At 63.2% G+C, this 25,520-nt stretch carries 28 protein-coding genes, 1 tRNA gene and 1 pseudogene; 21 read left to right on the top strand and 9 right to left on the bottom strand.

The window, feature by feature from the left end; translation table 11 throughout:
• The first annotated feature begins 1 nt into the window (after position 1).
• The 5 genes from BLU35_RS01730 to BLU35_RS01750 all read left to right on the top strand — a co-directional run bounded on the left by BLU35_RS01730 (position 2) and on the right by BLU35_RS01750 (position 3,807).
• Positions 2–844 (top strand): ABC transporter ATP-binding protein, encoded by an 843-nt coding sequence (locus BLU35_RS01730; protein WP_093231983.1) that lies wholly within the window; start codon positions 2–4, stop codon positions 842–844.
• The gene (locus tag BLU35_RS01735) at positions 841–1,671 is read left to right on the top strand and encodes an ABC transporter ATP-binding protein (RefSeq protein WP_057250951.1); all 831 of its coding nucleotides are present in this window, start codon (positions 841–843) and stop codon (positions 1,669–1,671) included. Before BLU35_RS01730 ends, BLU35_RS01735 begins: the two co-directional genes overlap by 4 nt.
• Before the next feature lie 179 nt (positions 1,672–1,850).
• Positions 1,851–2,195: a RidA family protein gene (locus tag BLU35_RS01740; RefSeq protein WP_057250950.1), complete on the top strand. Its 345-nt coding sequence runs from the start codon at positions 1,851–1,853 to the stop codon at positions 2,193–2,195.
• A gap of 176 nt (positions 2,196–2,371) precedes the next feature.
• A complete protein-coding gene (locus BLU35_RS35520; RefSeq protein WP_093231984.1) occupies positions 2,372–2,542 on the top strand; it encodes a hypothetical protein in 171 nt (56 codons plus the stop codon).
• A gap of 134 nt (positions 2,543–2,676) precedes the next feature.
• Complete coding sequence (locus BLU35_RS01750) at positions 2,677–3,807, top strand: AI-2E family transporter (RefSeq protein ID WP_373419808.1); 1,131 nt, start codon at positions 2,677–2,679, stop codon at positions 3,805–3,807.
• Positions 3,808–3,817: 10 nt separating this feature from the next.
• Here BLU35_RS01750 and BLU35_RS01755 read toward each other — a convergent pair whose 3' ends face one another.
• Positions 3,818–4,615 carry a response regulator gene (locus BLU35_RS01755; RefSeq protein WP_058320468.1) on the bottom strand — a complete coding sequence of 266 codons (798 nt, stop codon included), beginning with the start codon at positions 4,613–4,615 and terminating at the stop codon, positions 3,818–3,820.
• A 234-nt stretch (positions 4,616–4,849) separates the two neighbouring features.
• On the opposite strand from BLU35_RS01755, the gene BLU35_RS01760 reads away from it, so the two are divergent.
• Complete coding sequence (locus tag BLU35_RS01760) at positions 4,850–5,005, top strand: NepR family anti-sigma factor (RefSeq protein ID WP_286161425.1); 156 nt, start codon at positions 4,850–4,852, stop codon at positions 5,003–5,005.
• 60 nt (positions 5,006–5,065) lie between these two features.
• On the opposite strand, the gene BLU35_RS01765 is transcribed toward BLU35_RS01760, so the two are convergent.
• Entirely contained in the window at positions 5,066–5,314 is a 249-nt protein-coding gene (locus tag BLU35_RS01765) for a YMGG-like glycine zipper-containing protein (RefSeq protein WP_034800856.1), read from the bottom strand.
• Positions 5,315–5,775: 461 nt separating this feature from the next.
• On the opposite strand from BLU35_RS01765, the gene BLU35_RS01770 reads away from it, so the two are divergent.
• Together BLU35_RS01770 and BLU35_RS01775 are read left to right on the top strand one after the other, a co-directional pair.
• The gene (locus tag BLU35_RS01770) at positions 5,776–6,099 is read left to right on the top strand and encodes a hypothetical protein (protein WP_093231986.1); all 324 of its coding nucleotides are present in this window, start codon (positions 5,776–5,778) and stop codon (positions 6,097–6,099) included.
• 48 nt (positions 6,100–6,147) lie between these two features.
• Entirely contained in the window at positions 6,148–6,345 is a 198-nt protein-coding gene (locus BLU35_RS01775) for a CsbD family protein (protein ID WP_057250941.1), read from the top strand.
• A gap of 130 nt (positions 6,346–6,475) precedes the next feature.
• Here BLU35_RS01775 and BLU35_RS01780 read toward each other — a convergent pair whose 3' ends face one another.
• A complete protein-coding gene (locus BLU35_RS01780; protein WP_093231987.1) occupies positions 6,476–6,673 on the bottom strand; it encodes a hypothetical protein in 198 nt (65 codons plus the stop codon).
• 226 nt (positions 6,674–6,899) lie between these two features.
• Here BLU35_RS01780 and BLU35_RS01785 point away from each other — a divergent pair, with 226 nt between their 5' ends.
• Both BLU35_RS01785 and BLU35_RS01790 read left to right on the top strand, forming a co-directional pair.
• Positions 6,900–7,064: a DUF1328 domain-containing protein gene (locus tag BLU35_RS01785; protein ID WP_065372751.1), complete on the top strand. Its 165-nt coding sequence runs from the start codon at positions 6,900–6,902 to the stop codon at positions 7,062–7,064.
• A 291-nt stretch (positions 7,065–7,355) separates the two neighbouring features.
• Complete coding sequence (locus tag BLU35_RS01790; RefSeq protein WP_093231988.1) at positions 7,356–8,609, top strand: NAD(P)/FAD-dependent oxidoreductase; 1,254 nt, start codon at positions 7,356–7,358, stop codon at positions 8,607–8,609.
• A 145-nt stretch (positions 8,610–8,754) separates the two neighbouring features.
• Here BLU35_RS01790 and BLU35_RS01795 read toward each other — a convergent pair whose 3' ends face one another.
• On the bottom strand, positions 8,755–9,507 hold the full coding sequence (locus BLU35_RS01795; protein ID WP_058320465.1) for an SDR family NAD(P)-dependent oxidoreductase: 753 nt from the start codon (positions 9,505–9,507) through the stop codon (positions 8,755–8,757).
• Between the two features lie 92 nt (positions 9,508–9,599).
• On the opposite strand from BLU35_RS01795, the gene BLU35_RS01800 reads away from it, so the two are divergent.
• The gene (locus BLU35_RS01800; RefSeq protein ID WP_093231989.1) at positions 9,600–10,220 is read left to right on the top strand and encodes a TetR/AcrR family transcriptional regulator; all 621 of its coding nucleotides are present in this window, start codon (positions 9,600–9,602) and stop codon (positions 10,218–10,220) included.
• Positions 10,221–10,297: 77 nt separating this feature from the next.
• On the opposite strand, the gene BLU35_RS01805 is transcribed toward BLU35_RS01800, so the two are convergent.
• The gene (locus BLU35_RS01805; protein WP_057251687.1) at positions 10,298–10,768 is read right to left on the bottom strand and encodes a hypothetical protein; all 471 of its coding nucleotides are present in this window, start codon (positions 10,766–10,768) and stop codon (positions 10,298–10,300) included.
• A 254-nt stretch (positions 10,769–11,022) separates the two neighbouring features.
• Here BLU35_RS01805 and BLU35_RS01810 point away from each other — a divergent pair, with 254 nt between their 5' ends.
• Positions 11,023–12,162: a fumarylacetoacetate hydrolase family protein gene (locus tag BLU35_RS01810; protein WP_093231990.1), complete on the top strand. Its 1,140-nt coding sequence runs from the start codon at positions 11,023–11,025 to the stop codon at positions 12,160–12,162.
• Positions 12,163–12,208: 46 nt separating this feature from the next.
• On the opposite strand, the gene BLU35_RS01815 is transcribed toward BLU35_RS01810, so the two are convergent.
• Positions 12,209–12,457 (bottom strand): hypothetical protein, encoded by a 249-nt coding sequence (locus BLU35_RS01815; RefSeq protein WP_057250937.1) that lies wholly within the window; start codon positions 12,455–12,457, stop codon positions 12,209–12,211.
• A gap of 203 nt (positions 12,458–12,660) precedes the next feature.
• Between BLU35_RS01815 and ggt the strand changes: the two genes are divergently transcribed.
• Positions 12,661–14,265, top strand: coding sequence for a gamma-glutamyltransferase (gene ggt / locus BLU35_RS01820; RefSeq protein ID WP_093231991.1), 1,605 nt, complete (start codon positions 12,661–12,663; stop codon positions 14,263–14,265).
• Between the two features lie 104 nt (positions 14,266–14,369).
• On the opposite strand, the gene BLU35_RS01825 is transcribed toward ggt, so the two are convergent.
• Positions 14,370–14,443 (bottom strand) — tRNA-Gln (locus BLU35_RS01825).
• Positions 14,444–14,816: 373 nt separating this feature from the next.
• On the opposite strand from BLU35_RS01825, the gene BLU35_RS01830 reads away from it, so the two are divergent.
• From BLU35_RS01830 to BLU35_RS01840, 3 genes are read left to right on the top strand one after another with little or no spacing between them, the layout of a single operon-like run.
• Entirely contained in the window at positions 14,817–16,400 is a 1,584-nt protein-coding gene (locus BLU35_RS01830; RefSeq protein WP_093231992.1) for a Ppx/GppA phosphatase family protein, read from the top strand.
• Positions 16,397–17,134 (top strand): RlmE family RNA methyltransferase, encoded by a 738-nt coding sequence (locus BLU35_RS01835; RefSeq protein ID WP_093231993.1) that lies wholly within the window; start codon positions 16,397–16,399, stop codon positions 17,132–17,134. The genes BLU35_RS01830 and BLU35_RS01835 overlap by 4 nt, the downstream gene beginning before the upstream one ends.
• 1 nt (position 17,135) lies before the next feature.
• A complete protein-coding gene (locus BLU35_RS01840) occupies positions 17,136–17,516 on the top strand; it encodes a VOC family protein (RefSeq protein WP_093231994.1) in 381 nt (126 codons plus the stop codon).
• Between the two features lie 61 nt (positions 17,517–17,577).
• Here BLU35_RS01840 and BLU35_RS01845 read toward each other — a convergent pair whose 3' ends face one another.
• Positions 17,578–18,987, bottom strand: coding sequence for a DHA2 family efflux MFS transporter permease subunit (locus BLU35_RS01845; protein WP_093231995.1), 1,410 nt, complete (start codon positions 18,985–18,987; stop codon positions 17,578–17,580).
• Positions 18,988–19,176: 189 nt separating this feature from the next.
• Here BLU35_RS01845 and BLU35_RS01850 point away from each other — a divergent pair.
• The 5 genes and pseudogenes from BLU35_RS01850 to BLU35_RS01870 all read left to right on the top strand — a co-directional run bounded on the left by BLU35_RS01850 (position 19,177) and on the right by BLU35_RS01870 (position 24,570).
• A pseudogene (locus tag BLU35_RS01850) lies at positions 19,177–20,165 on the top strand (MBL fold metallo-hydrolase).
• A gap of 215 nt (positions 20,166–20,380) precedes the next feature.
• On the top strand, positions 20,381–21,883 hold the full coding sequence (gene guaB, locus BLU35_RS01855) for an IMP dehydrogenase (protein ID WP_093231996.1): 1,503 nt from the start codon (positions 20,381–20,383) through the stop codon (positions 21,881–21,883).
• Between the two features lie 99 nt (positions 21,884–21,982).
• Positions 21,983–22,399 (top strand): MAPEG family protein, encoded by a 417-nt coding sequence (locus BLU35_RS01860; protein ID WP_093231997.1) that lies wholly within the window; start codon positions 21,983–21,985, stop codon positions 22,397–22,399.
• Between the two features lie 144 nt (positions 22,400–22,543).
• Positions 22,544–23,572 carry an alcohol dehydrogenase AdhP gene (gene adhP / locus BLU35_RS01865; RefSeq protein ID WP_093231998.1) on the top strand — a complete coding sequence of 343 codons (1,029 nt, stop codon included), beginning with the start codon at positions 22,544–22,546 and terminating at the stop codon, positions 23,570–23,572.
• Positions 23,573–23,694: 122 nt separating this feature from the next.
• Positions 23,695–24,570 carry a dienelactone hydrolase family protein gene (locus BLU35_RS01870; RefSeq protein ID WP_093231999.1) on the top strand — a complete coding sequence of 292 codons (876 nt, stop codon included), beginning with the start codon at positions 23,695–23,697 and terminating at the stop codon, positions 24,568–24,570.
• Between the two features lie 12 nt (positions 24,571–24,582).
• Here BLU35_RS01870 and BLU35_RS01875 read toward each other — a convergent pair whose 3' ends face one another.
• Complete coding sequence (locus BLU35_RS01875; RefSeq protein ID WP_093232000.1) at positions 24,583–25,494, bottom strand: hydrogen peroxide-inducible genes activator; 912 nt, start codon at positions 25,492–25,494, stop codon at positions 24,583–24,585.
• Positions 25,495–25,520 lie beyond the last annotated feature (26 nt).

Genomic DNA, 25,520 nt, shown 5'->3' on the forward strand with positions numbered 1-25,520 from the left:
CATGGCGCTTCTCGAAATCGAAAACCTGGTCGTCGAATTCCAGACGGCCGCCGGTCCCTTCCGCGCCGTCAACGGCGTCTCCATGAAGGTCCACGAACGCGAGGTTCTGGCGATCGTCGGCGAGAGCGGCTCGGGCAAGTCCGTGTCGATGCTGGCGGCCATGGGGCTTCTGCCCTGGACGGCGAAGGTCACGGCCGACAAGCTCACCTTCAACGGCCGCGACCTCTTGGGCATGTCGGCGAACGAGCGACGCAAGATCGTCGGCAAGGATATTGCCATGATCTTCCAGGAGCCGATCGCCAGCCTCAACCCGTGCTTCACCGTCGGCTTCCAGATCGAGGAAGTGCTGCGCATCCACATGGGTCTCGACAAGGCCGCCCGCCGCAAGCGCGCGATCGAACTGTTCGAGGCGGTCGGCATTCCCGATCCGGCCGAGCGGCTCGGTCACTTCCCGCATCAGATGTCAGGCGGCCAGTGCCAGCGTGTGATGATCGCGATCGCGATCGCCTGCAACCCGAAGCTTCTGATCGCCGACGAGCCGACCACTGCGCTCGACGTGACGATCCAGAAGCAGATCCTCGACCTGCTGATGAAGCTGCAGGCCGAGCACAAGATGGGCCTGATCATGATCACGCACAACATGGGCGTGGTCGCGGAGACCGCCGACCGGGTGGTCGTTCAGTACAAGGGTCGCAAGATGGAAGAGGCCGACGTGCTGACGCTCTTCGAAAATCCGAAGAGCAACTATACCCGCGCACTTCTGGCGGCTCTGCCGGACAATGCGACCGGCGATCGTCTGCCGACGATCTCCGAACTCTTCGTCGATGAAGGAGCGGCCCAATGAGCGTGATCCTCGAAGCGCGCAACCTGGTGCGCGACTACCATATCCCCGGCGGCCTTATAAAGAAGGCAAAGACCGTTCATGCCTTGAAGGGCGTGAGCTTCAGCGTCGAACAGGGCAAGACGCTGGCGATCGTCGGCGAGAGTGGTTGCGGCAAGTCCACGCTTGGCCGCATCCTCACTCTGATCGACCCGGCGACCTCGGGCGAGCTGTTGATCGAAGGCAAGAAGATCGACATCGCCAAGGGCGACATGACGCCGGAGATGCGCCGCAAGGTGCAGATCGTCTTCCAGAACCCTTACGGCTCGCTCAACCCGCGTCAGAAGATCGGCGACATCCTGATGGAGCCGCTGGTCATCAATACCGATACGCCCGCCGACGAGCGTCGCGATCGGGCGATGACGATGTTGAAGAAGGTCGGTCTCACCGACCTGCACTTCAACCGCTACCCGCACATGTTCTCCGGTGGCCAGCGCCAGCGTATCGCCATTGCGCGCGCGCTGATGTTGAACCCGAAGCTGCTGGTGCTCGACGAGCCGGTATCGGCGCTCGACCTTTCGGTTCAGGCACAGGTCTTGAACCTGCTCGCCGATCTGCAGGACGAGCTCAAGCTGACCTACGTCTTCATCAGCCATGACCTCTCGGTCGTGCGTTACATCGCCGACGACGTCATGGTGATGTATTTCGGCGAAGCCGTCGAATATGGCAGCCGTGACGAGGTCTTCGCCGATCCGAAACACAGCTATACCAGGACGCTGTTTGCCGCGACGCCGCGTGCGGACGTGGAGAGCATCAAGGCACGATTGGCGAAGAAGAAGCAGGCGGCCTGATCCATCACCGCTGATTTTCGCCGAGGAAACAAGAGAAGCCGGGCAGCCACTGCCCGGCTTCTTTGACTTCAAGACACGATGGTGTAGAGGTGTCGCGCCGCCTTCACTTCTCGCCTCTGGGCGGCGGGCAGCCGCTTTTCGGCCGGACGACCGTTCGGCCCAACCTCAGGAACACGATCATGGAAATCAAGCGTTTCGAAACCGGCCCCCGTATGAGCCAGGCCGTGGTCTACAACAACACCGTTTACCTCGCCGGCCAGGTCGGCAACGCCGGTGACGATGTCGTGACGCAGACGAAGCAGGCGCTTGCCGAAGTCGACCGTCTTCTGGCGCTCGCCGGCACCGACAAGACCCGCATCCTCTCGGCCACCATCTGGCTTGCCGACATGGCCGATTTCCCGAAGATGAACTCCGTCTGGGATGCCTGGGCTCCGCAGGGCCATACCCCCGCGCGCGCTACCGGCGAAGCCAAGCTTGCGACCCCGGAATACCTCGTCGAGGTCATCGTCGTCGCTGCCGCCTAAGCCCTGCGGCACGGACTTTTCCGCATCACGCTTACAGCGCCGTCGGACCTCCTGTCCGGCGGCGTTTTTCGTGGCGCCGCTTGGGTCGCGCAGGGAACCAATCGGCGAGCCCGCACGTTATCGTCCGAACCAAGAATCTGGCCAAAAAACCGGGCCAACCTTTGGGAGGACTGTCTATGCTCTATTGGCTACCACGGGTCTGTGTCCTTCTTTTCGCGGGCGTCCTGATCGCTTTCGGTCTCATTCCGGACACCGCTGCGGGTGTCGCTAACACCTTGCTCGTCATCATTCTCGGCCTCGGTCTGCTCTCGCTGACCCTGCATATCTTTCCACCGGAACGTCATTGATCGAGCGCGATCCAGGCGGCGTGCCGCAATCTGAGGCGAAGCCTGCGGCGGGGCAGTTCGATGTCCTGCCCGCAAGACCGGACGCCAGTCGCGCGTCCGTGCCTGAAGGACAGCGAGGCGTGATCTTGGAAACCTTGCGGCGAGCCGGTGCTTCACACGAGTACAAGCGCGCAAGACGCATTGTCGAAGAGGAGGCGGCCGTTGCGACGGCGGCGCCGTCGACCGCGCCGCGGCGTGACGGTATCGATCTGATGGTTGCCTGGAGCATCGTCGGCCTCTTCGTCATTGCCGGGTCCGCTGCCATCTACACCATGGAGACGATCCTGCTGCCCATCACGCTCGCGATCGTTGTCGGTATCGTTCTCGGGCGCACGGCTGACGCACTGGCGCGCTATGGTTTGCCGCCGATCTTCGGCGGCCTGCTGCTGGCGATGATTTTCGTGATCGGTCTGTCCTTCCTCGTCAACGCATTGCTCGGCCCGCTGACGGCACTCGCCTCCGAAGCGCCGAAGCTTGCCGAGGGCGTCGTGGCGCGCATCATGCCCTTTGTCGACCGGTTTGAGTGGTTGCGGCTGGCGGTCGCGCGGAGCGTAGGGAACGATGCGATTGCCGATACCGTTATGAAGAACGCCGGCCCGATGCTCGCTGCCACCGTCGGGGGACTGACACCGGCCCTCGTACAGACTTTGATCTTTCTCGCAGCGCTCGGTTTGTTTCTGCTTGGCCGGCTGGAACTGCGCAAAGCCATCATTCTCGCCTTTGCCGGCCGCGAGCAGCGCCTCAGCGCCATCCGCATCATGAATGCCATTGAAGATGCACTGGCGCGGTACTTCTCCATCGCCAGCCTGATCTATCTGGCACTCGGAACTGTGACGATGGTCATCGCACTCGTCGGTGGCCTCGCCATGCCGCCGCTCTGGGGCCTGTTTGCTTTTGTCTCAAGCTTCATTCCCTATCTCGGCGTGACGGTGATGACGCTGAGCCTTGTCGTCGGCGGGCTGATGACGCACGAGGTGCTGTGGCTGGCGCTGGCGCCGGCCGTGGCTTTCTTCGTCGTTCACCTGGCCATGGAAAATCTCGCCATTCCGGCCATCCTCGGCAGTGAACTCGAGGTGAATCCGTTTCTGGTGTTCATTGCGATCGTCTTCTGGACCTGGATGTGGGGCGCGGTCGGCGCCATGCTGGCGCTGCCGCTTTCTCTCATCGTCCTTGCAATCGTCGAAGAAATCCGTGAGCAGCCGCCGGAACGGCAACTGCCTGGCTGAAGGGGAAAGATCAGCGCCGAGCCGAGCGGGCGTGCTCGTCGAAGAACAACGCCTGGCTGATTAGAGCCTTCACCATGTCCGGATTGAACGGCTTGGTCACGAGGAAGGCCGGTTCCGGCCGCTTGCCAGTGAGCAGTCGCTCGGGGAAGGCGGTGATGAAGATCACCGGCACCGTCGCCTGCGTGAGGATTTCGTTGACGGCATCGATGCCCGAGCTGCCATCGGCGAGCTGGATGTCGGCGAGCACCATCCTCGGGGATGTCTTGCGATAGAGATCCAGCGCCTCCGTATGGGTGCGGGCGATGCCCGTGACCCTGTGGCCGAGGCTTGTCACCATGTCTTCGATGTCGAGCGCGATCAGCGGCTCGTCCTCGATGATCAGCACATCGGTTGCGACCTGGCGTGAGATGTCTTCCGAGGCAACCGTCAAGAGCTTCGAAAATTCGCCCTGGCTCAGACCCATGATCTCCGCCGCATCGGCGATCGAGAAGCCTTCGACCGAGACGAGCAGGAAGGCTTGGCGCGGCGCAGGCGCGATCAGCGACAGGTTCGCGGCCGCCTGTTGTTCCCAGGCAAAGGGCGAGGCGTTTTCCGTCAGATCGATCGAAATCTTCTCGAACTGCGAGCAGAATAGTTTGTAGAGGCTGATTCGATCGTTCGACGTATCCGGGAAGAGGCCGATGTCCTCGATGAGGGCTTCGAGAACGGCGGCCACATATCCGTCACCCGCGGCCTGCGAACCTGTGACGGCGCGGGCGTAGCGGCGCAGGAAGGGCAGGTGTGGCGCGATCCGGGTCGAAAGGGACATCAACGACTTCCTTAGGTGCAATACGATTCGTTTGTTTTCTGAGGATAGGGGACATCTGGCGGAATACGTGAATGGTTTTGAACACGTTTTTCGGCCTAGAGCAAATCCGGCACACTCGCCAGGCGGTCTTCTGTGCGGATGGGTGGAAAACAACGGGAAGGCCGCAAGCGGCGGTAGATTCAGAACATGGACGACGGGACCGAAAGACGGGAAGGGCAGGGCGGAGGACCGGGTGTGGCCGCGGAAAATTCGGATGCCCACGGGCCGATCGGCGCCAGATTGAAGGCGCTCTATCAAGCGTTGGAACAGGAGCCGGTTCCTGACCTCTTCGTCGATCTGCTTGAAAAGCTGGAAAAAGCGGAAGCGGCGGCGGCTGAGCGCGGGCCTTGAGCCTAACCCGCCTTAACGGAAGAAACGGGCCAAGGCCCGTTTCTCCATTGTTCGTGCCGATCAGCAGGCGGCCTCATAGCGGCGGCCGTAGCGGTCGCGATAGATGCAGCGACCCGGTTCGTTGGCATTCCCGATGAGTGCACCGGCAACGCCGCCGATCGCTGCGCCCACGGCAGCACCTCTGACATTGCCCGTTGCTGCGCCGCCAACAATGGCACCACCGGTTGCGCCGATTGCCGCACCCTTTTCTGTTTGCGTGCAGGCGGCCAGCGGGAGAATGAGGCTTGCTACGATCAGTATCTTCTTCATGACGCGTTCCTATCCGGTTGCTCTGTTGAACATAGAATCGGGTACTCGAAATTGATTTGTCGGGACTGATGACGAACAGAATGACGACAATGAGGCATCTGTCGCACCCGGTGCCGCGTCATTGGCCAGCTTTGACTTGCTCGCAATGGGCGAGCTACGTGTGGTGTGTCCTTGCCTCCCAGCATCTCCTCCATCGCTCGGCCGCAGTCGCAGCACTTGTTATCGTTGCGAAAACGACGACTGCTGCGTTTTGTTCCATAGCCGCCGGTCGGGCATAGCATCTCTCGCCGGCAGCGACGGTTGCCGGGACGGCATCCATGCGCATCTGAAGCGCGAGGCATGGGCGCGGCGAACGCGCTACGTGGGCAAAGGTTCCAACAAAAATTAGATCTCGTCCGGTGGAACAGGAGGGCAGTCGTCCCCGTTTGCCGTTCTCAAGTTTGACGTTGGGGAGCATGCCCATGGAACACATAGCTGCCATCATGGTCCTGGTCGGCTGCATGCAGGCCACGGACGCCTGCCGCGAGGTGCCGGCGCCGACCGAGGCGTTCGAAACCGTAGACGAATGCCGCGAACTGCTTTCGCCGGCGATCGAGGCGGCCGCCGGGGCCTTCAACCACGCCTATGGCGCCTGCGCCGAGGTTGATCCGGCTCTGTTTGTCGAGGACGCGACCATCGAATGGCACGTCACTCCTGCGGGCCGCTTGCAGGTCAAGGTGCAGGTCGATGACGGCAGTTACGCCGTCGCCGCACGCCACGACAGCAATGCGAAGACCCGCAACTGAGTTCACTCGCCGTCCTTGTGGCGGCCCCACCAACCGAAAGGCAAAGCAATGAATTGGGATATCGTCGAAGGCAAATGGCATGAACTGAAAGGCAAGGTGCAGGCGCAATGGGGCAAGCTCACCAACGATGATCTCGACGTTATCGATGGTCGTCGGCAGGAGCTTGCGGGGCGTATTCAGGCCCGCTACGGGGTCGCACGCGACGAGGCGGAGCGTCAGATCGACGAGTGGATGTCACGGCGCTAGGAAAAGGGTCGACACAAGCTCGGCAACCAGAGGCGCGTAAAGTTGCAAACAGAAGAAGACAGGCGATGACATAAGAAAAACCGCCCGGCCCTGGCCGCGGCGGCTTTTCAATTGTCTTGCGGAAGCTTGGTTATTTCTTCTGTGCCATCCGTTCGCGCCGGCGAAGTTCTTCAAGAAGATGTTCGAGTTTCGCACTCTGATCTTCGCTGCTATTGACGTAAAGATCGCGCATCGTCTTACCGATGTGAAGATTGCCAGCCTGGAGCTCTTTTCTCTCCCGACCCGCTGCAACGGCCGTTTTCCAGATATGTGCTATCGGCATCTTCATTTCGACCCTGGATATTCCATGGAGGAGGAACGTCAGAGTATCTCGAATGTTCCGGGCATTTGCGGTACAAACCGTCTCGATTTGGGACTCTTTTGTCTATCATGGTAAATGAATTGTTAATGTCCGTGGGAATGAAGATTTTCTCAGAGCGCATTTCATAAGATATTTGGAACAAAGTGATAGTTGTGGCGTTTGCTTTGCAGTAATCCTGGCAAGGAGAATTGCGATGTTATACTATGCGCTTGTCTTCCTCGTTGTGGCAATCATAGCGGGTGTACTTGGTTTCGGTGGCGTTGCGGGTACCTCGGCGGGTATCGCGCAGGTCCTTTTCTTCCTCTTCCTCGTCTTCCTGGTGATTTCGCTGGTCGCGGGCCTGGTGCGTCGAGGCTGACGGGAGCGGTCGCAAACGCAAGGTAGTTGGACATGGGCGGCGGCAACGTCGCCCTTCTTGCATCCGCAGGTCCGCTCCGTCGGCTCGCCTTGCTTGCCCTTGCAGGCCCGCTTGGCTATTGATGCCGATACCGCCGCTTTTGCCTTGAGGATACCGAAGATCATGAAATCGCTAGAACTGCTCGTCGAGCAGATCATCCTCTCCAGCCGCTCGCTGAAGAAGAAATGACGTTGGCGCCGTGGCTCGAGCAAAGCCGCAGCTTATCTTGATCGGAAAACGGGGCAGCTGCAAATGAAGACTGACGTAGTGGTTCTCGGCGCCGGCATCGTCGGTATCTCCACCGCCATCCATCTGGCGCGGCGCGGCAAGTCGGTGGTGCTTCTCGACCGTCGCGGCGCCGGCGAGGAAACCTCCTACGGCAATGCGGGGCTGATCCAGCGCGAGGGTGTGTTTCCCTATGGCTTCCCGCATGATTTCGGCGCGCTCTTCCGTTACGCGCTGAACAACACGATCGACGCGTCCTATCATTTCCGGGCCTTGCCGGGGCTGGTGCCGTTCCTGGCGCGGTACTGGTGGCATTCGGGCTTTACCCAGCACCAACGCATCGCCCATCTCTATGCGCCGCTGATCGAGCATTCGATCAGCGAACACCAGGACCTGATCGCGGCGTCAGGCGCGGGCGAACTCATCCGTAAAGACGGCTGGATGAAGGTTTTCCGCACCGAGAAGCAGCGCGATTCGGCCTACAAGGAGGCGGAGAAGCTTTCGGCTGGCTTCGGCGTCAATCACCAGAAACTGTCTTCAAGCGAACTGAAGACGATCGAACCGTCCATCAAGGCTGATCTCGTCGGCGGTCTGCGCTGGAGCGATCCCTGGTCGATCCGCGACCCGCACAGTCTCAACAAGGCTTATCTCGCCTATTTCCAATCGCTGGGCGGGCGCCTCGTTTCCGGCGACGCAGCCACGACTGAACATATCCTCGAAGGTCCCGGTTGGCGCGTCGCGACACCGGAGGGCCCGCTCGAGACCCGCGAAGTCGTCGTGGCGCTCGGTCCTTGGGCCGACACGGTCACTCGCAAGCTCGGCTACCATATCCCGCTCGCGGTCAAGCGCGGCTACCACATGCACTATGGCATGCAGGAGGGCGCGCAGCTCAACAACTGGGTGCTTGATGCCGAGAAAGGCTATTTCCTGGCGCCGATGCTGCGCGGCATCCGTCTGACGACCGGCGCCGAATTCGCCTGGCGCGATGCGCCGAAGACGCCGGTACAATTGACCCGCGCCGAACGGGTGGCGCGCGAATTCTTCCCGCTTGCCGAACGTCGCGACGAAGAGCCGTGGATGGGCGCGCGCCCCTGCACGCCGGATATGATGCCCGTTATCGGCAGGGCGCCGCGCCACGAAGGCCTGTGGTTTGCCTTCGGCCATGCGCATCACGGCATGACGCTCGGGCCAGTCACCGGCCGCGCGCTCGCCGAAGCCATGACCGGGGAAAAGACGGTCATCGACATCGCGCCCTACCGGCCGGAGCGTTTCCTCGTCTAAAGCAAGTCCAGGAAAAGTGCGAAGCGGTTTTCTCCCGGAATTGCACCATTTCAAGGAGAATAAGCCACGTGCGGGAGGCTGCCCGGCAATGTTTGAACAAGGCCGGAGTAATGCTTCCGGCCTTGTTTGCTTTTGACAAGCCGGTCTAGGCGTTGGTGCCGCCGTCGATGGTGAATTCGGCGCCGGTGACGCCGCGGCTATCGGGGCCCGCAAGCCAGGTGACGAGACCCGCCACGTCTGTGGCGTCGTTGAAGCGGGGAATGGCCATCAGCCCGCGCTGCGGACCGGCGTGCTCACCATCGGCGGGGTTCATGTCGGTATCGGTCGAACCGGGATGGACGATGTTGACGGTAATGCCCCTCGGCCCGAGGTCCCGCGCCACCGCCTTGGTAAAGCCGACGAGCGCGGATTTGCTCAGCACATAGAGGCTCATCCCCGGCCACGGAACGCGGGCGGCAAGGTTGCTGCCGATCGAGATGACGCGTCCGCCCTCGGGCATGTGCGCCGCTGCAGCACGCGTTGCAAGGAACACCGCCTTCACATTGACGTCGATCGTCCGGTCGAAATCCTCGGCAGTCACCTCCGTCACTGTTCCGGCATCGAACACGCCGGCATTGTTGACGAGGATGTCGATGCGGCCGTGCTTCTCGGCAACCGCGCCGACAGCAGCCTCGACCGCGCCCGGATCGCGGTTGTCCGCCAGAATCGCCAGCGCCCTGCCGCCGCCCTTGGTGATCTCCGCCACCAGTGCCTCAGCCTTTGCCTTGGACTGGCTGTAGGTCACCGCGACGGTTGCGCCTTCATCCGCCAGACGTTTTGCGATCGCCGCGCCGATGCCGCGACTGCCGCCCGTCACCAGAGCCACCTTGTTTTTTAAGCTCGTCACTGGTCTCTCCATATCTGTAGTGATCGATACATATATGGAGAGACGACTTGCCAGTCGCTGTCAAGCGATTTATGTATTGATCGATACAGAAAGGAGCCGTTCCGATGTCGAGCCGTGGCCGTCCACGCAATTTTTCCCGAGAGGAGGCGCTCGCGAGCGCCATGCGGCTCTTCTGGGACAAGGGCTACGACAACACGTCGCTAACCGATCTGACCCAGGCGATGGGGCTGAAACCGCCGAGCCTCTACGCCGCCTTCGGCAGCAAGGCACAGCTCTTCATCGAGGCCGTCGATCTCTATGGCCGGACGGACGGCGCCGGCATCTGGGATGAGCTGGAAACGGCCCCAACGGCCAAGGCGGCGGTCCATGACCTCTTGAGACGGACCGCTGACAATTTCACCCGCGGCGCGGAGCCGCGCGGCTGCATGGTCGTGCTTTCGGCGCCGCAGATGGCGGGCGGGGATGCGAAGGTCTGTGAGGCGTTGAAGGCGCGCCGGCTTGAGAAGCAGGTCGCACTGGAGCGGCGGCTTGAGCGCGGCGTTGCGGACGGCGATCTGCCTGAGGGCACGCCGTGCGCGGCAATCGCGGCCTATGTCGCCTCGCTCCAGCATGGAATGTCGATCGAAGCCCGCGACGGGGCAACACGGGAAACCTTGCTGGCGATCGCCGACTGCGCCGCCGCCGGCTGGGACGCCATGGTCGCGGCATCGATCAAGCCGAACTGAGCGGCCGAACTGAGCGCTTGTCTTAAAGCGTCAATGGCCGGAGGGTGAGCCCTCCAGCCAAGGCCGTCGGTCAGCCGTTACTGTGCCGGCTGGGTCATGCCGGGAGTTGTGCCCGGCGTCGAGTTCGGGGTCGAACCCTGCGTTTCGGGCGTCGGGGTGCCTTGCTGCGGCGTCGCTTCGGGCGCCGGCTGGGTCGTCGTTTCACCAGAGGGCGCCGTGCTGCTATCGGCCGGCGGAGTAACCCGACCCGTCGTGCCTGGTGTCGCGGTACCCGGTGCCGTCGTGTCCGGAGTTGCCTGACCCGTTGCCGGCTGGTCCGTAGTCGGCGGCGGTGCCGCGGTATCGGCGGTATCCCGGCTCAGTTCAGCCGGCAGCCAGGCGATCAGCGCCAACACCAGACCGGCGAGCAGGATGATGACGATCGGCCAGTTGCTGCGCCCCGACCGGGCCGGAGGCACATCGCTCATCTGCGCTTGCGTCTGCGGCAGAGGCTGCCCTGTCACCGGATCGATCACCGGCTTTTCCTTGAACTCTTCGTGCTGGTTCATTGCGTTCATCCTTTTCTTGGCGTCCTCCTGGCCTCAGGCGACTGCTCCTGAACCTTCCGGGCAGCCGTAGGCAGCGGATTTCGCGCCGTCGCGAAGCGACAAGGGCGCCCGGAGGGCGCGTGGCATAACCGTAAACGCGTGAAAATATGCAATGTTCCGGACGCTACAACCCAAGGGACGCTTGCGCGCTGCCGTCGGCTTTACATCTCCCTTCTCGGCTGCAAGAAATAGAGTGCGCACGGAGGATGGGCGGCATGACCGATACAGCGTTTGGCAAGGGCACTTTTGTCGGCCGCGTCTGGCGTCCCGATCTCGGCGGGCCGTCGCTTGTCACGATCCGCGACGGCGCTCTGTTCGACATCACCTCGAAGGCAACGCCGACGATGCGCGACCTGCTTGAGCTCCCGAATCCGGTCGCGCATGTGCGCTCCGTAGCCGGCGAGCGGCTTGCCTCGCTTGAAGAGTGTCTCGCGCGGAAAGCGGATGCATCGACCCTCCATCTCATCGCGCCCTCGGACCTGCAGGCAGTGAAGGCCTGTGGCGTCACCTTCGCGCGCTCGATGATCGAGCGCGTCATCGAGGAGAGGGCGGCGGGCGATGCGTCCCGCGCCGAAGCGATCCGCAGCCGCGTCACCGCCGTCATCGGTGACAGCCTGCGCAACCTGAAGCCCGGCTCGGCGGAAGCAGCCCGCGTCAAGGCAGCGCTCCAGGAGGAGGGCGTCTGGTCGCAATATCTGGAAGTGGGCATCGGCCCGGATGCCGAAGTCTTCACCAAGGCCCAGGTGCTCTCGGCGGTCGGCCCTGGTGCCGCTGTCGGTCTGCACCCTGCCTCGCGCTGGAACAATCCGGAGCCGGAGATCGTGCTCGCGGTCTGCTCCAGAGGCCAGGTCAAGGGCGCAACACTCGGCAACGACGTCAACCTGCGCGACATTGAGGGCCGCTCCGCGCTGCTTCTCGGCAAGGCTAAGGACAACAATGCCTCCTGCGCCATCGGCCCCTTCATTCGCCTGTTCGACGAAACCTACACGATCGACGATGTCCGCAAGGCCGAGCTCACCCTGCTTGTCGAAGGGGAGGACGGCTACCGGCTCACCGGCCGAAGCTCGATGGCGGAGATCAGCCGCGATCCGCTCGATCTCGTCGCCCAGACCATCGGTCCGCACCACCAATATCCCGATGGCGTCATGCTGTTCATGGGCACGCTCTTTGCCCCTGTCGAAGACCGCGACGAACCCGGCCAGGGTTTTACCCACAAGCTTGGCGACGTGGTGACGATTGCCAATGCCGAACTCGGCCGGCTGACCAACACCGTCAGGCTTTCGACGGAATGCGCGCCCTGGAATTTCGGTGCTGCGGCGCTGATGCGCAACCTCGCGGGACGCGGCCTGCTTTAGCGCGACCGGCCGCTTCCGTTGCCCGACCTATTCCGGTCTCGGGCGGCTATGTCATCTTCCGCATGACCCAGAGAGCGCGGCCGGGGTGGGCGATGTCGGGCACGACTTGAAGCCGCGCATCGTCCTTCAGCCGTTCTGCCTCTGCGGCGTCGAGAAACAGGATCTGCCGATCGGTTTCGTTCGCGTTTGGCGTAATCCACCAGCGCCGATCCTCGCAACAAAGACCGGCTTCCGGATTTTCCTGGATATACTCGATCGCATATTCGGCGTCCGTCTTTCTGCCAGCATCGAACATGGGCCGTCCTCCGCCTGTGATCGCTTGCAAGTGAGCTATTATGCGCCTGCTGCGGAGCTTTGGGCAGCCCGGAAGTGTTCTCCCGCCAATCGCCTCATGCGCCGCACCAGTCTCCGGCGCTTCAACGTCGGCCTTTCCATCCGCCCGGCAGGCGCATAGGCTCGCGAGCCTGAGTTGTCCTTGTTCCCGGGAGTTCCCGTTCCATGCGTGACCTGCACCTGCCTGGCCGCTCCGTCGTCATGGGCCGGCATGGCGCCGCCGCCACGTCGCACGCCCTTGCCACGCTCGCCGCCATCGAGATTCTGCGTCGCGGCGGCAATGCCGCCGACGCCGCGATTGCCGCCTGCGCCGTGCAATGCGTGGTCGAGCCGGGCTCGACCGGCATCGGCGGCGACAATTTCGTTCTCTTCGCCCCCGCCGGCACCAATCTCGCCGATGGCGGTCGGGTCTATGGCCTCAACGGTTCGGGCCGTGCGCCCGAGGGCCTTACCGCAGAACACCTGCTGAAACAGGGACTGAACGAGATCCCGCTCGCCTCGGTGCACGCCGTCACCATCCCCGGCGCGGTCGATGCTTGGTGCAAGCTGAACCGGCGTTTCGGTTCCATGCCGCTCGGTGAACTGCTGCAGCCCGCCATCCGCCACGCGGAGGAGGGATTTGCGGTCACCGAAAGGGTCGCCGTCGATTGGAACCGCAACGAAGACAAGCTGAAGGCGGACCCCAACAGCGCCCGCATGTGGTTGAAGGACGGTCGCGCCCTGCGGACCGGTGAGGTCTTCCGCCAGCCCGAGCACGCGAAAGTCCTGCGGGAGATCGCCGCCAAGGGCCGCGATGGTTTCTATTCAGGCTGGGTCGCCGAGGACATGGTGGGCTACCTGCGCAGCCTCGGCGGCATGCACGCGCTCGACGATTTCGCCACGCAGGAGGCCTTCTGGGTCGATCCGATTTCTACGACCTATCGCGGCATAGAACTTCTGGAAATCCCGCCAAGCGGAGTCGGCATTACCACCTTGCTGATACTCAATATCCTGAGCGGCTTCGATCTGAAGAAATACGATCCGGTCGGCGTCGAGCGTTTCCATATCGAAGCCGAGGCGACGAGGCTGGCCTTCCAGGCGCGTGACAGGTATGTCGCCGACCCCGACTTTGCCGATGTGCCGGTACAAAAGCTGCTTTCGGCCGCCTTTGCCGACGAGCTGCGCGACCGCATCGACCTGAAGAAGGCCATGCCGGTGGTTGGTCCAGCCGGTGCCACCACCTATCGCGACACGGTCTACATCAGCGTCGTCGACGAAAAGGGCAACGCCTGTTCCTTCATCAATTCGCTGTTCTGGCCTTACGGCACGGGCATCAGCAGCCCGAAGACCGGCGTTCTGCTGCAAAACCGCGGTGTCGGCTTTCGCGTTGATCCTGCGCACCCCAATTGCGTGGGACCGCGCAAACGCCCGCTGCACACGATCATCCCGGCGATGGCGATGAAGGATGGCAAGCCGTGGCTCTCCTTCGGGGTGATGGGCGGCGGCTTCCAACCGGTTGGGCAGAGCCACGTGCTGACCAACATCGTCGATTTCGGCATGAACGTGCAGGAGGCGATCGACTGCGCCCGCGGTTTCCACCAGATGGGCCGCTTCGAGGCTGAACGCGGCATCCGCGAGGACGTGCTGAAAGGGCTCGCCGCATTCGGCCACGAGATCAAGATGGCCGAGATGCCGCACGGCGGCGGCCAGGCGATTATGATCGATTCGGTCAACGGTGTGCTGCAGGCGGGCTCGGACCCGCGCAAGGACGGCTGCGCCCTGGCTTTCTAAGCTTGGCAGCCAGCAGTTCGGAAGATCGCGTGCGGCAAGGCGCGATGCCGCTGGGCCGCGGGCACTCGTTTCGCCGTAAATTTGGTTCAATTGCAGGAAGAGTTTGGCTGGGGAACCTGGATTCGAACCAGGACTAACGGAGTCAGAGTCCGCTGGTCTACCGTTAACCTATTCCCCAAGGTCGCTGGCGGGCGCTGCCCGTCGCGTCGGTGTGGCGGGCTTATAAACAAAAGCGCGACCAATGCAAATACCTTTTGGCAAAAAAATGCGATCTCGATGTGGCGGCCGGATCTTTTGCACCGATTTGCCGGTGCCGACGGTACGTCGTGGTGCCGCGCATTTGTGGGCGAACGGCATAGGTGAGCGTGCCGAACAAAAGAGGCTGATCGGGATCGCCGTCTACAATGTTGGCGGTATGCGGGCTTAGCCCTTGGCGGCGCAGTCAAAAACAGTTTGGCGAATGGGGCTGGCGCTGGTACAGTCGCGCCAACGAAAATCGAGAGAGCGCCTTGAGCGGCCCTAGGGCTTGCGCGGTGCCATGGTTGAGACAAGTGAAAGACCCCGATCACGGCGAAAAGCCGTCCGAATCCGGGGCGTCGGCAGCAGGCCGCAGTGATGGATCGAAGCTCGGTCCGCGCAACGGCAAGGGCAAGCGGAAACGACGCAAGTCGTCTGCTTCGCCGTCTGCAATTGCCAGCCAGCCCGGCACTGCCGGCATGGCAGGGCGTCCCACAGGAGAGAACGAGGCGGAACCGGCGCGCAAGCGCAAACGGCGTCGTCGTTCGAAATCCGCAAAACAACAGGCCGCAGTCGCGTCCGCGACGCAGGGCGGCAGCGCGCAACTCGTTGAGTCGTCGCTCGGCGAGCGCAAGGGCCACAAGCGCAGCAAGAAGGCGCGGCATCGCCGTGGGCTCCAGGGTCGTCCGCTGACGAGCGGCGAGCGCCAGCCAGCGCAGCAAAGGGCTGCCGACAGCGGCAATGCGCGATCGGGGCCCTCCGCCTCCAACGGGCAGACGGCGTCACAGCAGCGGCCGGGCCAGCGCGCCGATCAACCGCGCGCGCCCTATGTTGCCGCCAGCGAACCGCCGGCGCCGCTCTATGCCGCGCTCGACCTCGGCACCAACAATTGCCGGCTTTTGATCGCCCAGCCGACGCGCCCCGGCCAGTTCCGGGTGGTCGACGCCTTTTCTCGCATCGTTCGCCTGGGCGAGGGGCTCGGCGCCAGCGGCCGATTGTCGGACGAGGCGATGGAGCGCGCGGTCGAAGCGTTGAAGATCTGCGCCTCGAAGCTCGGTGCCCGCACGATTCGCCGCAGCCGCCTGATCGCGACGGAAGCCGCGCGCGCCGCCGAAAACGGCGAAAGCTTCCTTGAGCGGGTGGCGCGGGAGACCGGCCTTGATCTCGAGATCATCAACCGCGAAACCGAAGCGCGGCTTGCCGTCTCCGGCTGCTCGTCGCTCGTCGATCGCGAGACCCGTTCGGTCGTGCTCTTCGATATCGGCGGCGGCTCGTCCGAGATCGCCGTCATCCGCATCGGCGATTCCAGGTCGAACCGGCTTGCCAATCACATCACCCACTGGACCTCGCTGCCGGTCGGCGTCGTCACGCTCTCCGAGCGCCATGGCGGCCAGCACGTGACGCCGGCAAGCTTCGAGGCAATGGTGCAGGAGGTGGAGGGCATGCTCTCCCGCTTCGACAGCCCACCGGTCGAGGCGCTGGCAAACGGCGCCTCCGGCAGCGGCTTCCACCTGATCGGCACATCCGGCACGGTCACGACACTTGCCGGCGTGCATCTCGACCTGCCGCGCTACGATCGCCGCCGCGTCGATGGCCTGTGGCTCACCGATGACGAAGTCTCGGCCATGCAGGCGCGCCTGCTCTCCTGGGATTTCAATGCGCGTGCCGCCAATCCCTGCATCGGTCCGGATCGTGCCGACCTGGTGCTGGCCGGCTGTGCGATCCTCGAAGCGATCCGCCGCCGCTGGCCGTCGACGCGCATGCGTGTCGCCGATCGCGGCCTGCGCGAAGGGCTGCTCACCGATATGATGGCGGACGACGGAGCCTGGCGCCGCTCGCGGCCGCGCCGTCACCAGCGCGGCGCCAACGCCGGCAGCCAGGAAGGAAACAAGGCATGACGAAACCCCCTGTTGGCGGCAACCGCAGCGGCCGCAAGCTTGGCCAGAAGGTCAAGAAGGGCAAGCTCAAGGCATCCTCCCGCCGCTGGCTGGAGCGCCACATCAACGATCCCTATGTGCAGCGCGCCCAGCTCGAGGGCTATCGCGCCCGTGCGGCGTTCAAGCTTTTGGAGATCGACGAGAAGCACAAGATCCTGAACGGCGCTCGCCGCATCATCGACCTCGGTGCCGCCCCCGGAAGCTGGACGCAGATCGCCGCCAAGGTCACCAATTCGACCGATGCCGATCCCCGCGTTGCGGCGATCGACTTCCTCGAAGTGGACCCGATCCCGGGCGTGCGTATTCTGCAGATGGACTTCCTCGACCCTGAAGCGCCGGAAAAGCTCAAGGAAGCGATCGGCGGTACGCCGGATCTGGTGATTTCGGACATGGCGGCACCGACGACCGGACACCGCCAGACCGACCACCTGCGCACCATGCATCTCTGCGAAGTCGCGGCCTATTTCGCCGTCGACGTGCTTGCCGAAGGTGGGCATTTCCTGGCGAAGACCTTCCAGGGCGGCACGGAGCGCGAACTGCTCAATATGCTCAAGCAGAATTTCCGCCAGGTCATCCATGTGAAGCCGGCATCGTCGCGGTCCGAATCGGTCGAAATGTTCCTGCTCGCCAAGGGCTTCAAGGGGCGCCAGAAGGCCGGAAACGAAACGGAAACCGAAGACGAGGCGGCGGAATAGCATGCTGCTCTACGTGACCGTCGGCACAAACGATCTGGAACGCGCCGGCGCGTTCTATGACGCGGTGTTGCCGGCGCTCGGCTATCACCGCCAACGGCAGGACGAGACCGAGATCGGTTACGGTGCTGCGGGCGACCGCATCCGCTTCTGGGTGGTGACGCCCTTCAATCGCGCGCCCGCCACCTATGGCAACGGCGTGAGCATCGCGCTTGACGCCAAGACGCGCTCAGCCGTCGATGCCTTCCACGCGGCAGCCCTTGCCAATGGCGGTATCGATGAGGGCGCACCGGGGCTTCGCCCGTTCCACGCGAACTTCTACGGCACCTGGGTTCGCGATCTCGACGGCAACAAGCTCGCCGCCGTGTGCGAGCGCCCTGAATAGCTCTCGCTGTTGGCGCCGTCCTTTCGGACGGAAAATCGCCGCGCGTTTCCCTGAAATATCCTTACTTCCCGGCGGCCGACTCGACTTCGCGCACTGGTAGCCGGTGCCCGGAAACCGAGGCGCCGGCGTTCTTCGCCATGGTCAGGAACGGGATCGCCGCGATCAGGTTGGCGCCGGCGATGATCATGAAGGCGGTGTGGAAATCGTCGAGCTGCAGCGGGCCGCCGCTGAGTTTCGTCTCGATTTCCAGGATCGCGCCGGCAACGGCGACGCCGAGCGCCAGGCTGATCTGCTGCAGCACCGCACTCATCGAGGTCGCCTTGCTGGCGTCCGCATCGTCGATATCGGCGAAGGAAAGCGCGTTGACGCTGGTAAAGAAGAAGGAACGGGCGAAGCCTGCAATCAGCAGGATGGTGATCATCACCAGATAGGGCGTCGCCGGCGTGAAGAAGCCATTGGCGAAGGTGGTGATCGCGGCGAGGATTGCGGCGAGGATCAATGTCCTACGGAAGCCGGCGAAGGCAAGCACGCGCCGCGCGTAGAACTTGGTGGTGATGGCTCCGACTGCGCCGATGAAGGTGATGAGGCCGGACTGGAACGGGTTGAGCCCGAAGCCCACCTGCAGCATCAAGGGCATCAGGAAAGGCACCGCGCCGACCGAGATGCGAAAGATCGTGCCGCCGATCGAGGCGGCGCGAAAGGCGCTGTCCTTGAAGAGGTTGAGGTCGAGAACCGGTGCCGGATGGCGCCGGGCGTGACGGATGTAGAGCAGGGTCGCGACCGCGCCGACGACCACCGAAGCGATACCGACGATCGGCGGTAGGGCCGGCAGGCTGATCACCGACAGGCCGAAGACGATGCCGGAGGCGGCGATGCCGCCGAGCAGGAAACCGAGAGCGTCGACCGGTGGAGGATCGCGCGGCTCCATTTTGGGCAGATAGATGCCCGAGAGGATGTAGCCGGCGATGCCGACAGGCACGTTGATCAGGAAGATCCAGTGCCAGGAGAAATAGGTGGTGATGAAGCCGCCGAGCGGCGGTCCGGCGAGCGGCCCGACCAGAGCCGGGATCGTCAAAAGCGCCATGGCCGAGACGAGTTCGCTGCGCGGCGTGCCGCGCACCAGCACCAGGCGGGCGACCGGCGTCATCATCGCCCCGCCCATGCCCTGCAGGAAGCGCGAGAAAACGAAGGCGACAAGGCTGTTGGAGATGGCGCAGAAAATGGAACCGGCGATGAAGACGAGGATCGCCGCGCGGAAAATCTTCTTGGCGCCGAAGCGGTCCGCCATCCAGCCGCTAAGCGGAATGAAGATCGCAAGCGACACCATATAGGCGGTCAGCGCCAGCTTGAGCGTGATCGGCCCGACGCCGATGTCGCGGGCGATGGCCGGCAGCGACGTGGAAATCACGGTCGAATCCATCTGCTCCATGAAGAGAGCGACGGCAAGGATCATCGGGACGATACGGTTCATGGAATGTGCTTCGAAGACGGCCAGCGATAGTGAGAAGCTAATGCCGGTGATGGCTTTTGTCGGGGCGAAACCGGTGATTGCGGATCAAAAGCCTGTGATCCCGGCTGGCCTTCGCTGTCAAGACGCTAGTTCTGGCCCAGTTGTCCATGGGGCAACGGGATCCAACAGGGCAACGAAGTGGGATGGACCATGAGTGAGGTGTCGATGAAGCGCCGGACCTTGATGGGGGCGGGAACGCTGGGGTGCTGGCTGCGCCATCGTTGATGACGGGCGTTGCGGTGGCTGAGGAAAAGGCGGAAAAGACCGACATGAACGCTAGCCATCCCCCGATCCGATCTCTCAAGCTTGGCGTTTTCAAGCTCGTCGTCGTCAATGACGGCACGCGCGTCACCGAGAAACCGCATGAGATCTATGGCACCAACCAGCCACAGTAGGCGGTTGCGGAACTGCTGCAACAGAACTTTCTGCCGACCGAAGCGCTGGTCAACAGTTTCTCGCCGGTTCTCGTCGATACCGGAACGGATGTCGTGCTCTTCGATACCGGCAGGGGCGAGGGCGGCCGCCAGGCCGGTATGGGCCGCCTGGCCGAAGGCATCCGTGCCGCCGGCTATGCGCCGGAGCAGATTTCGGTCGTGGTGGTGACTCATATGCACGGCGATCACATCGGCGGCCTCATGGAGGCCGGCAAGCCGGCATTCGCCAATGCCCGCTACGTGATGGGTGAAGCCGAATATGCCTTCTGGAAGGACCCGGCACGGGCAGGCACGCCGGCGGAAAATGGGCACAAGGCGGTGCTGGAGAAGATAGTGCCGCTGGCGGAGAAGACGACTTTCATCGGCGACGGCGCCGAGATCGTGCCCGGTATCTCGGCCGTCGCCGCCTTCGGTCATTCGCCGGGTCACATGGTGTTCCGTCTCGATTCCGACGGCAAGGGCATGATGCTGACGGCCGATACCGCCAACCACTATGTGCTGTCGCTGCAGCGCCCCGATTGGGAAGTGCGCTTCGACATGGACAAGGCCAAGGCGGCCGAAACGCGCCGCAGGGTTTTCGACATGATCGCCAGCGACCGGCTGCCCTTCATCGGCTACCACATGCCGTTCCCGGCCGTCGGCTTCGTCGAGAAACAGGGCGAAGGCTACCGCTTCGTTCCCGTCAGCTATCAGCTCGATATCTGATCGGTATCGAGCCGGGTGAGGGGCTGCATCTCGCGAAATTGCTGCTCTGCAACAAATATCGGCCGAAGGCGGGACATTTCCCGGCTTTGGCTATTTTCATCCTGACATATCCGTGTTACGAGCCCTCGCCAACTTCCAAGACACGCTTTGAAGTCGCCCGGTGGACAAATCGCAGCCCGTCCCCGGGGGTTTTCGTTTATTGAAGGGAATTGGCCATGGCGCGCATCATCGAAACGGCAACTGGTCTGGAGGCTTTGACCTTCGACGACGTTCTGCTCCTGCCCGGACATTCCGAAGTCATGCCGGGTCAGACCAATATCGCAACCACCATTGCCCAGGACATTGACCTCAACCTGCCGATCCTGTCTTCGGCGATGGACACGGTGACCGAAGGGCGCCTCGCGATCGCCATGGCACAGGCCGGCGGCATTGGTGTCATCCACCGCAACCTGACGCCGGCCGAGCAGGCCGAAGAGGTTCGCCAGGTCAAGAAATTCGAAAGCGGCATGGTCGTCAATCCGGTGACCATCGGCCCCGACGCCAAGCTCGCCGATGCGCTGGGCCTCATGAAGCAGCACGGCATTTCCGGCATCCCGGTCGTCGAGAACGGCGGCGCCGGTGGCCAGAAGCAGGGTCGTCTCGTCGGCATCCTCACCAACCGTGACGTCCGCTTCGCTTCCGACCCGAACCAGAAGATCCACGAGCTGATGACCCATGAGAACCTGGTCACGGTCAAGGAAAGCGTCGACCAGCAGGAAGCCAAGCGCCTCCTTCACGCGCACCGCATCGAGAAGCTTCTGGTCGTCGACGCCGACGGCCGCTGCGTCGGCCTGATCACCGTCAAGGACATCGAGAAGGCGCAGCTCAACCCGAACGCCTCCAAGGACGCGCAGGGCCGCCTTCGCGCCGCCGCCGCCATCTCGGTCGGCGATGACGGCTTTGAGCGCGCCGAGCGGTTGATCGACGCCGGCGTCGACCTGATCGTCGTCGACACCGCCCACGGCCATTCGCAGCGCGTGCTCGATGCCGTCGCCCGCGTCAAGAAGCTCTCGAACTCGGTTCGCATCATGGCCGGCAACGTCGCCACCGCCGCCGGCACCAAGGCGCTGATCGATGCCGGCGCGGATGCGGTCAAGGTCGGTATTGGCCCGGGCTCGATCTGCACCACGCGCATCGTCGCCGGCGTCGGCGTTCCGCAACTGGCCGCGATCATGGGTGCTGTCGAAGCCGCCCAGGCTGCCGGCATTCCCGTCATCGCCGACGGCGGAATCAAGTTCTCCGGCGACCTCGCCAAGGCGATCGCTGCCGGTGCTTCGGCTGTCATGATCGGCTCGCTGCTTGCCGGTACCGATGAAAGCCCGGGCGAAGTGTTCCTCTACCAGGGCCGTTCCTTCAAGGCCTATCGCGGCATGGGTTCTGTCGGCGCCATGGCTCGCGGCTCGGCGGACCGCTACTTCCAGGCGGAAGTACGCGACACGCTGAAGCTGGTTCCGGAAGGCATCGAAGGCCAGGTTCCCTACAAGGGCCCGGTTGCAGGCGTGCTCCACCAGCTCGCCGGCGGACTCAAGGCGTCCATGGGCTATGTCGGTGGTCCGACCATCAGGGAATACCAGGAGCGTGCGCAGTTCGTACGCATCTCCGGCGCCGGCCTTCGCGAAAGCCACGCCCACGACGTGACGATCACCCGCGAAAGCCCGAACTATCCGGGCGCGCACTGATCGCGATTGCATTCGAAGGGCGCCGCGTCTTCTCGCGGCGCCCTTCGCCTTTTCAGATTAAGTGTTTTTCAGAATAAGCCTTTTTTCAGGGAGCAGTGCATGACGGGTTTCGAGATCTTCTGGCCGATCGTGGTCCATGTCTTTCTCGTCTTCTGCCTTTACGCTCTCCTATCCTTCCGTCGGATGAGGCTGGTGCGCGCCGGCAAGGTGCATGCGGCTCAGTTTCGCGAGAACCGCGACGAGCCGGGCGAAAGCCTGGTGGTGAAGAACAGCATTGCCAACCAGTTCGAGCTGCCGGTTCTCTTCTACGTCTGCTGCGTGCTGCTCTACATCACCGAGGCCGACAACATCGTCTCCCTCGCCCTTGCCTGGCTTTTCGTCGTCCTGCGCTATGTGCACGCCTTCGTGCATGTCACCAGCAACCGCATCCGCTATCGCCGTCCGCTGTTCATGGGGGGCGTCGCGACGCTTTTTGCCATGTGGGTGTGGCTTGCCGTCTGGATGGCGATGAGCTGATCCCGGTTCGCACCCCAAGCGAATTGGCGCAAATCTGAGACAGTCTGCGCGAACGATCCTCGCGCCTTGATGCGTATCAAGTACCCGATGCCGCCTTTGCGGGTAGTCTTTCCGACGTTGGACGACAACGCATCGGAGGACGAGATGACCGCAACGATGAAAGCCGCCGTGGTACGCGAATTCGGCAAGCCGCTGGTAATCGAGAATGTGCCAATACCGGAGCCGGGCCCCGGCCAGTTGCTGATCAAATACGAAGCGACCGGCGTCTGCCATACGGATCTGCATGCCGCCAACGGCGATTGGCCGGTAAAGCCGAAGCCGCCGTTTATCCCTGGACACGAAGGCGTCGGTTATGTCGCCAAGCTTGGCAGCGGCGTCACACACCTGAAGGAGGGCGACCGCGTCGGCGTGCCGTGGCTGCACACGGCCTGCGGCGGTTGCACGCCCTGCCGCACCGGCTGGGAAACGCTCTGCGGCAGCCAGCAGAACACCGGCTACTCCGTCAACGGCACCTTTGCCCAATACGGCCTTGCCGATCCGGACTTTGTCGGGCGCCTGCCGGCAAAGCTTGAATTCGGACCGGCCGCACCGATCCTCTGCGCCGGCGTCACCGTCTATAAGGGCCTGAAGGAAACCGAGGTGCGTCCTGGCGAATGGGCGCTGATTTCCGGCATCGGCGGGCTCGGCCACATGGCGGTGCAATATGCCAAGGCAATGGGCATGCATGTCGCCGCCGTCGATATCTTCCCGGACAAGTTGGCGCTTGCACGAAAACTCGGTGCTGACCTCGTCGTCGATGCGCGTGACAAGGACGCGGTCGAGCAGGTTCAGAAGGCGACCGGCGGCGTGCATGGCGCACTGGTGACGGCCGTGGCACCCAAGGCGATGGAGCAGGCGTTCAACATGCTGCGCTCCAAGGGGACCATGGCGCTCGTCGGCCTACCGCCCGGCCAGATGTGCCTGCCGATCTTCGATACGGTGCTGAAGCGCATCACCATCCGCGGCTCGATCGTCGGCACGCGCCAGGATCTCGAGGAGTCGCTGGAGTTTGCCGGCGAAGGCAAGGTCGCCTCGCACTTCACCTGGGACAAGATCGAGAACATCAATGCGATCTTCAAGCGTATGGAGGAAGGCAAGATCGACGGCCGGATCGTGCTCGATCTCAACGGCTGATCGGCCAAAAACGAAACACGCAGAAGTAACGCAAGTTTGTATGTTCGCGACCGCCCGCCGACTTATTCTGTCGCGGGCGGTTCTGTCTGCCGCCGCGGGACAACGAACCGAAGGAGGCTGACATGCAGGAACCGACAATCACACAGGCGATGATTGACGCCTATGACGAATACACGCATCTGACCCTCGATCGCCGCCGTTTCATGGAAAAGCTCACCGGACTGGCCGGTTCCGCGGCTGCGGCCGCGGCGATCGCACCACTGCTTACTGCCAACGGCGCCAAGGCGGAAATCGTTGCGGCGACCGATACCCGTATCACCGGCGAGGATATCTCTTACCCTGGGCCTGGCGGCGACATGAAGGGTTACCTCGTTCGCCCGGCTGAGGTGAGCGGAAAACTGCCGGCGGTGATCGTCATTCACGAGAACCGCGGGCTCAATCCGCATATCCGCGACGTTGCGCGACGGATGGCGCTCGAAGGCTTCCTGGCGCTTGCACCGGACTTCCTGTCGCCGTCGGGTGGAACGCCGACGGACGAGGACAAGGCACGCGAGATGATCGGCGCGCTGGATGCGGCAGCAACGACGGCGAACGCAGTTGCGACCGTGGCCTTCCTGGAAGGGCACCAGCAATCGACGGGGAAGGTTGGTGCCATCGGCTTCTGCTGGGGAGGCGGTCTTGTCAACCGGCTCGCGGTCGGCTCGCCCGATCTCAAGGCCGGCGTCGCCTATTACGGCGCGCAGCCCAAGGCGGAGGATGTGCCGAATATCAAAGCCGCGCTGCTGCTGCACTATGCCGGGCTCGACGAACGCATCAATGCCGGCATCGACGCCTATCAAAAGGCGCTGAAAGACGACGGCAAGGACGCGACGATCTATGTCTATGACGGCGTCAACCATGCCTTCAACAACGACACCTCGGCCGCCCGCTACGACAAGGCTGCCGCCGATCTCGCCTGGGGCCGGACGGTGGAATTCCTGAAGGCCAAGCTCGCCTGAGCCCGTCTTAACTCAGGCGGCAGCCGCCCGGATAATATCGTCGGCGCAGTCGCTGATTGCCCTTGCGAGCGCTTCCATGTCGCGCTCGCGCGGACTGCTGCGCCGCCAGACGAGGCCGATCTCGCGGGCCGGCTCGGGTGCGGCGAAGGGCACGATGCGGATCGAATTGCGTGCGGCCTCGGTCGCGATGGCGATTTCAGGGATCAGCGTCATGCCCATGCCATTGGCAACCATCTGCAGGAGCGTCGTCATCGAGGTCGCGCCGAACGAGACAAGGCGGCGCTTGCCGGCGGTGCTGCAGACGGCGAGCGCCTGGTCGCGCAGGCAATGGCCTTCTTCGAGCAGGAGCAACTGTTCGACATCCACCTGATCTTCGGTCAGCGGCGACATCAGGATGTTTCGCTCGTCGTCCGCCATCGCCATGTAGAAGCGGTCGGAAAAGAGCGGTTTCGTCGACAGCCCGTCGGTTTCGATCGGCAGGGCCGCGACGACGGCGTCGAGCAGACCCTCGCCGAGATCGGCGACCAGCCTCGATGTCACCGATTCCTTCAACTCGATCTCGATCGCCGGATAGACGCGGCGCAGATGCGGCACCAGCCGCGGCACGAGATAGGGCGCAAGCGTCGGGATGACGCCGATGCGGATCCGCCCTTCGAGCGTGCCGGAGCTGGCGCGTGCGCTCTGTTCCAGCATGTCCACGTCGGCGAGGATGGTGCGGGTGCGGGCCAGCACCTCTTCACCCTTGCGAGTGAGGAAAACGCCGCTGCGGCTGCGCTCCACCAGCTTCACCCCCAGGTGGTTTTCCATTTCCATGATCTGGGCGGAGAGCGCCGGCTGGCTGACATGGACCAGTTCGGCGGCCTTGCCGAAGTGGCGAGCGGAGGCAAGAGCCTCGAAATAGCGCATCTGTCGAAGTGTAAGCATGATAAGAAAATCCTATCAATTTTTAA

The organism is Sinorhizobium sp. NFACC03, from assembly GCF_900103435.1.
Lineage (GTDB): Bacteria > Pseudomonadota > Alphaproteobacteria > Rhizobiales > Rhizobiaceae > Ensifer.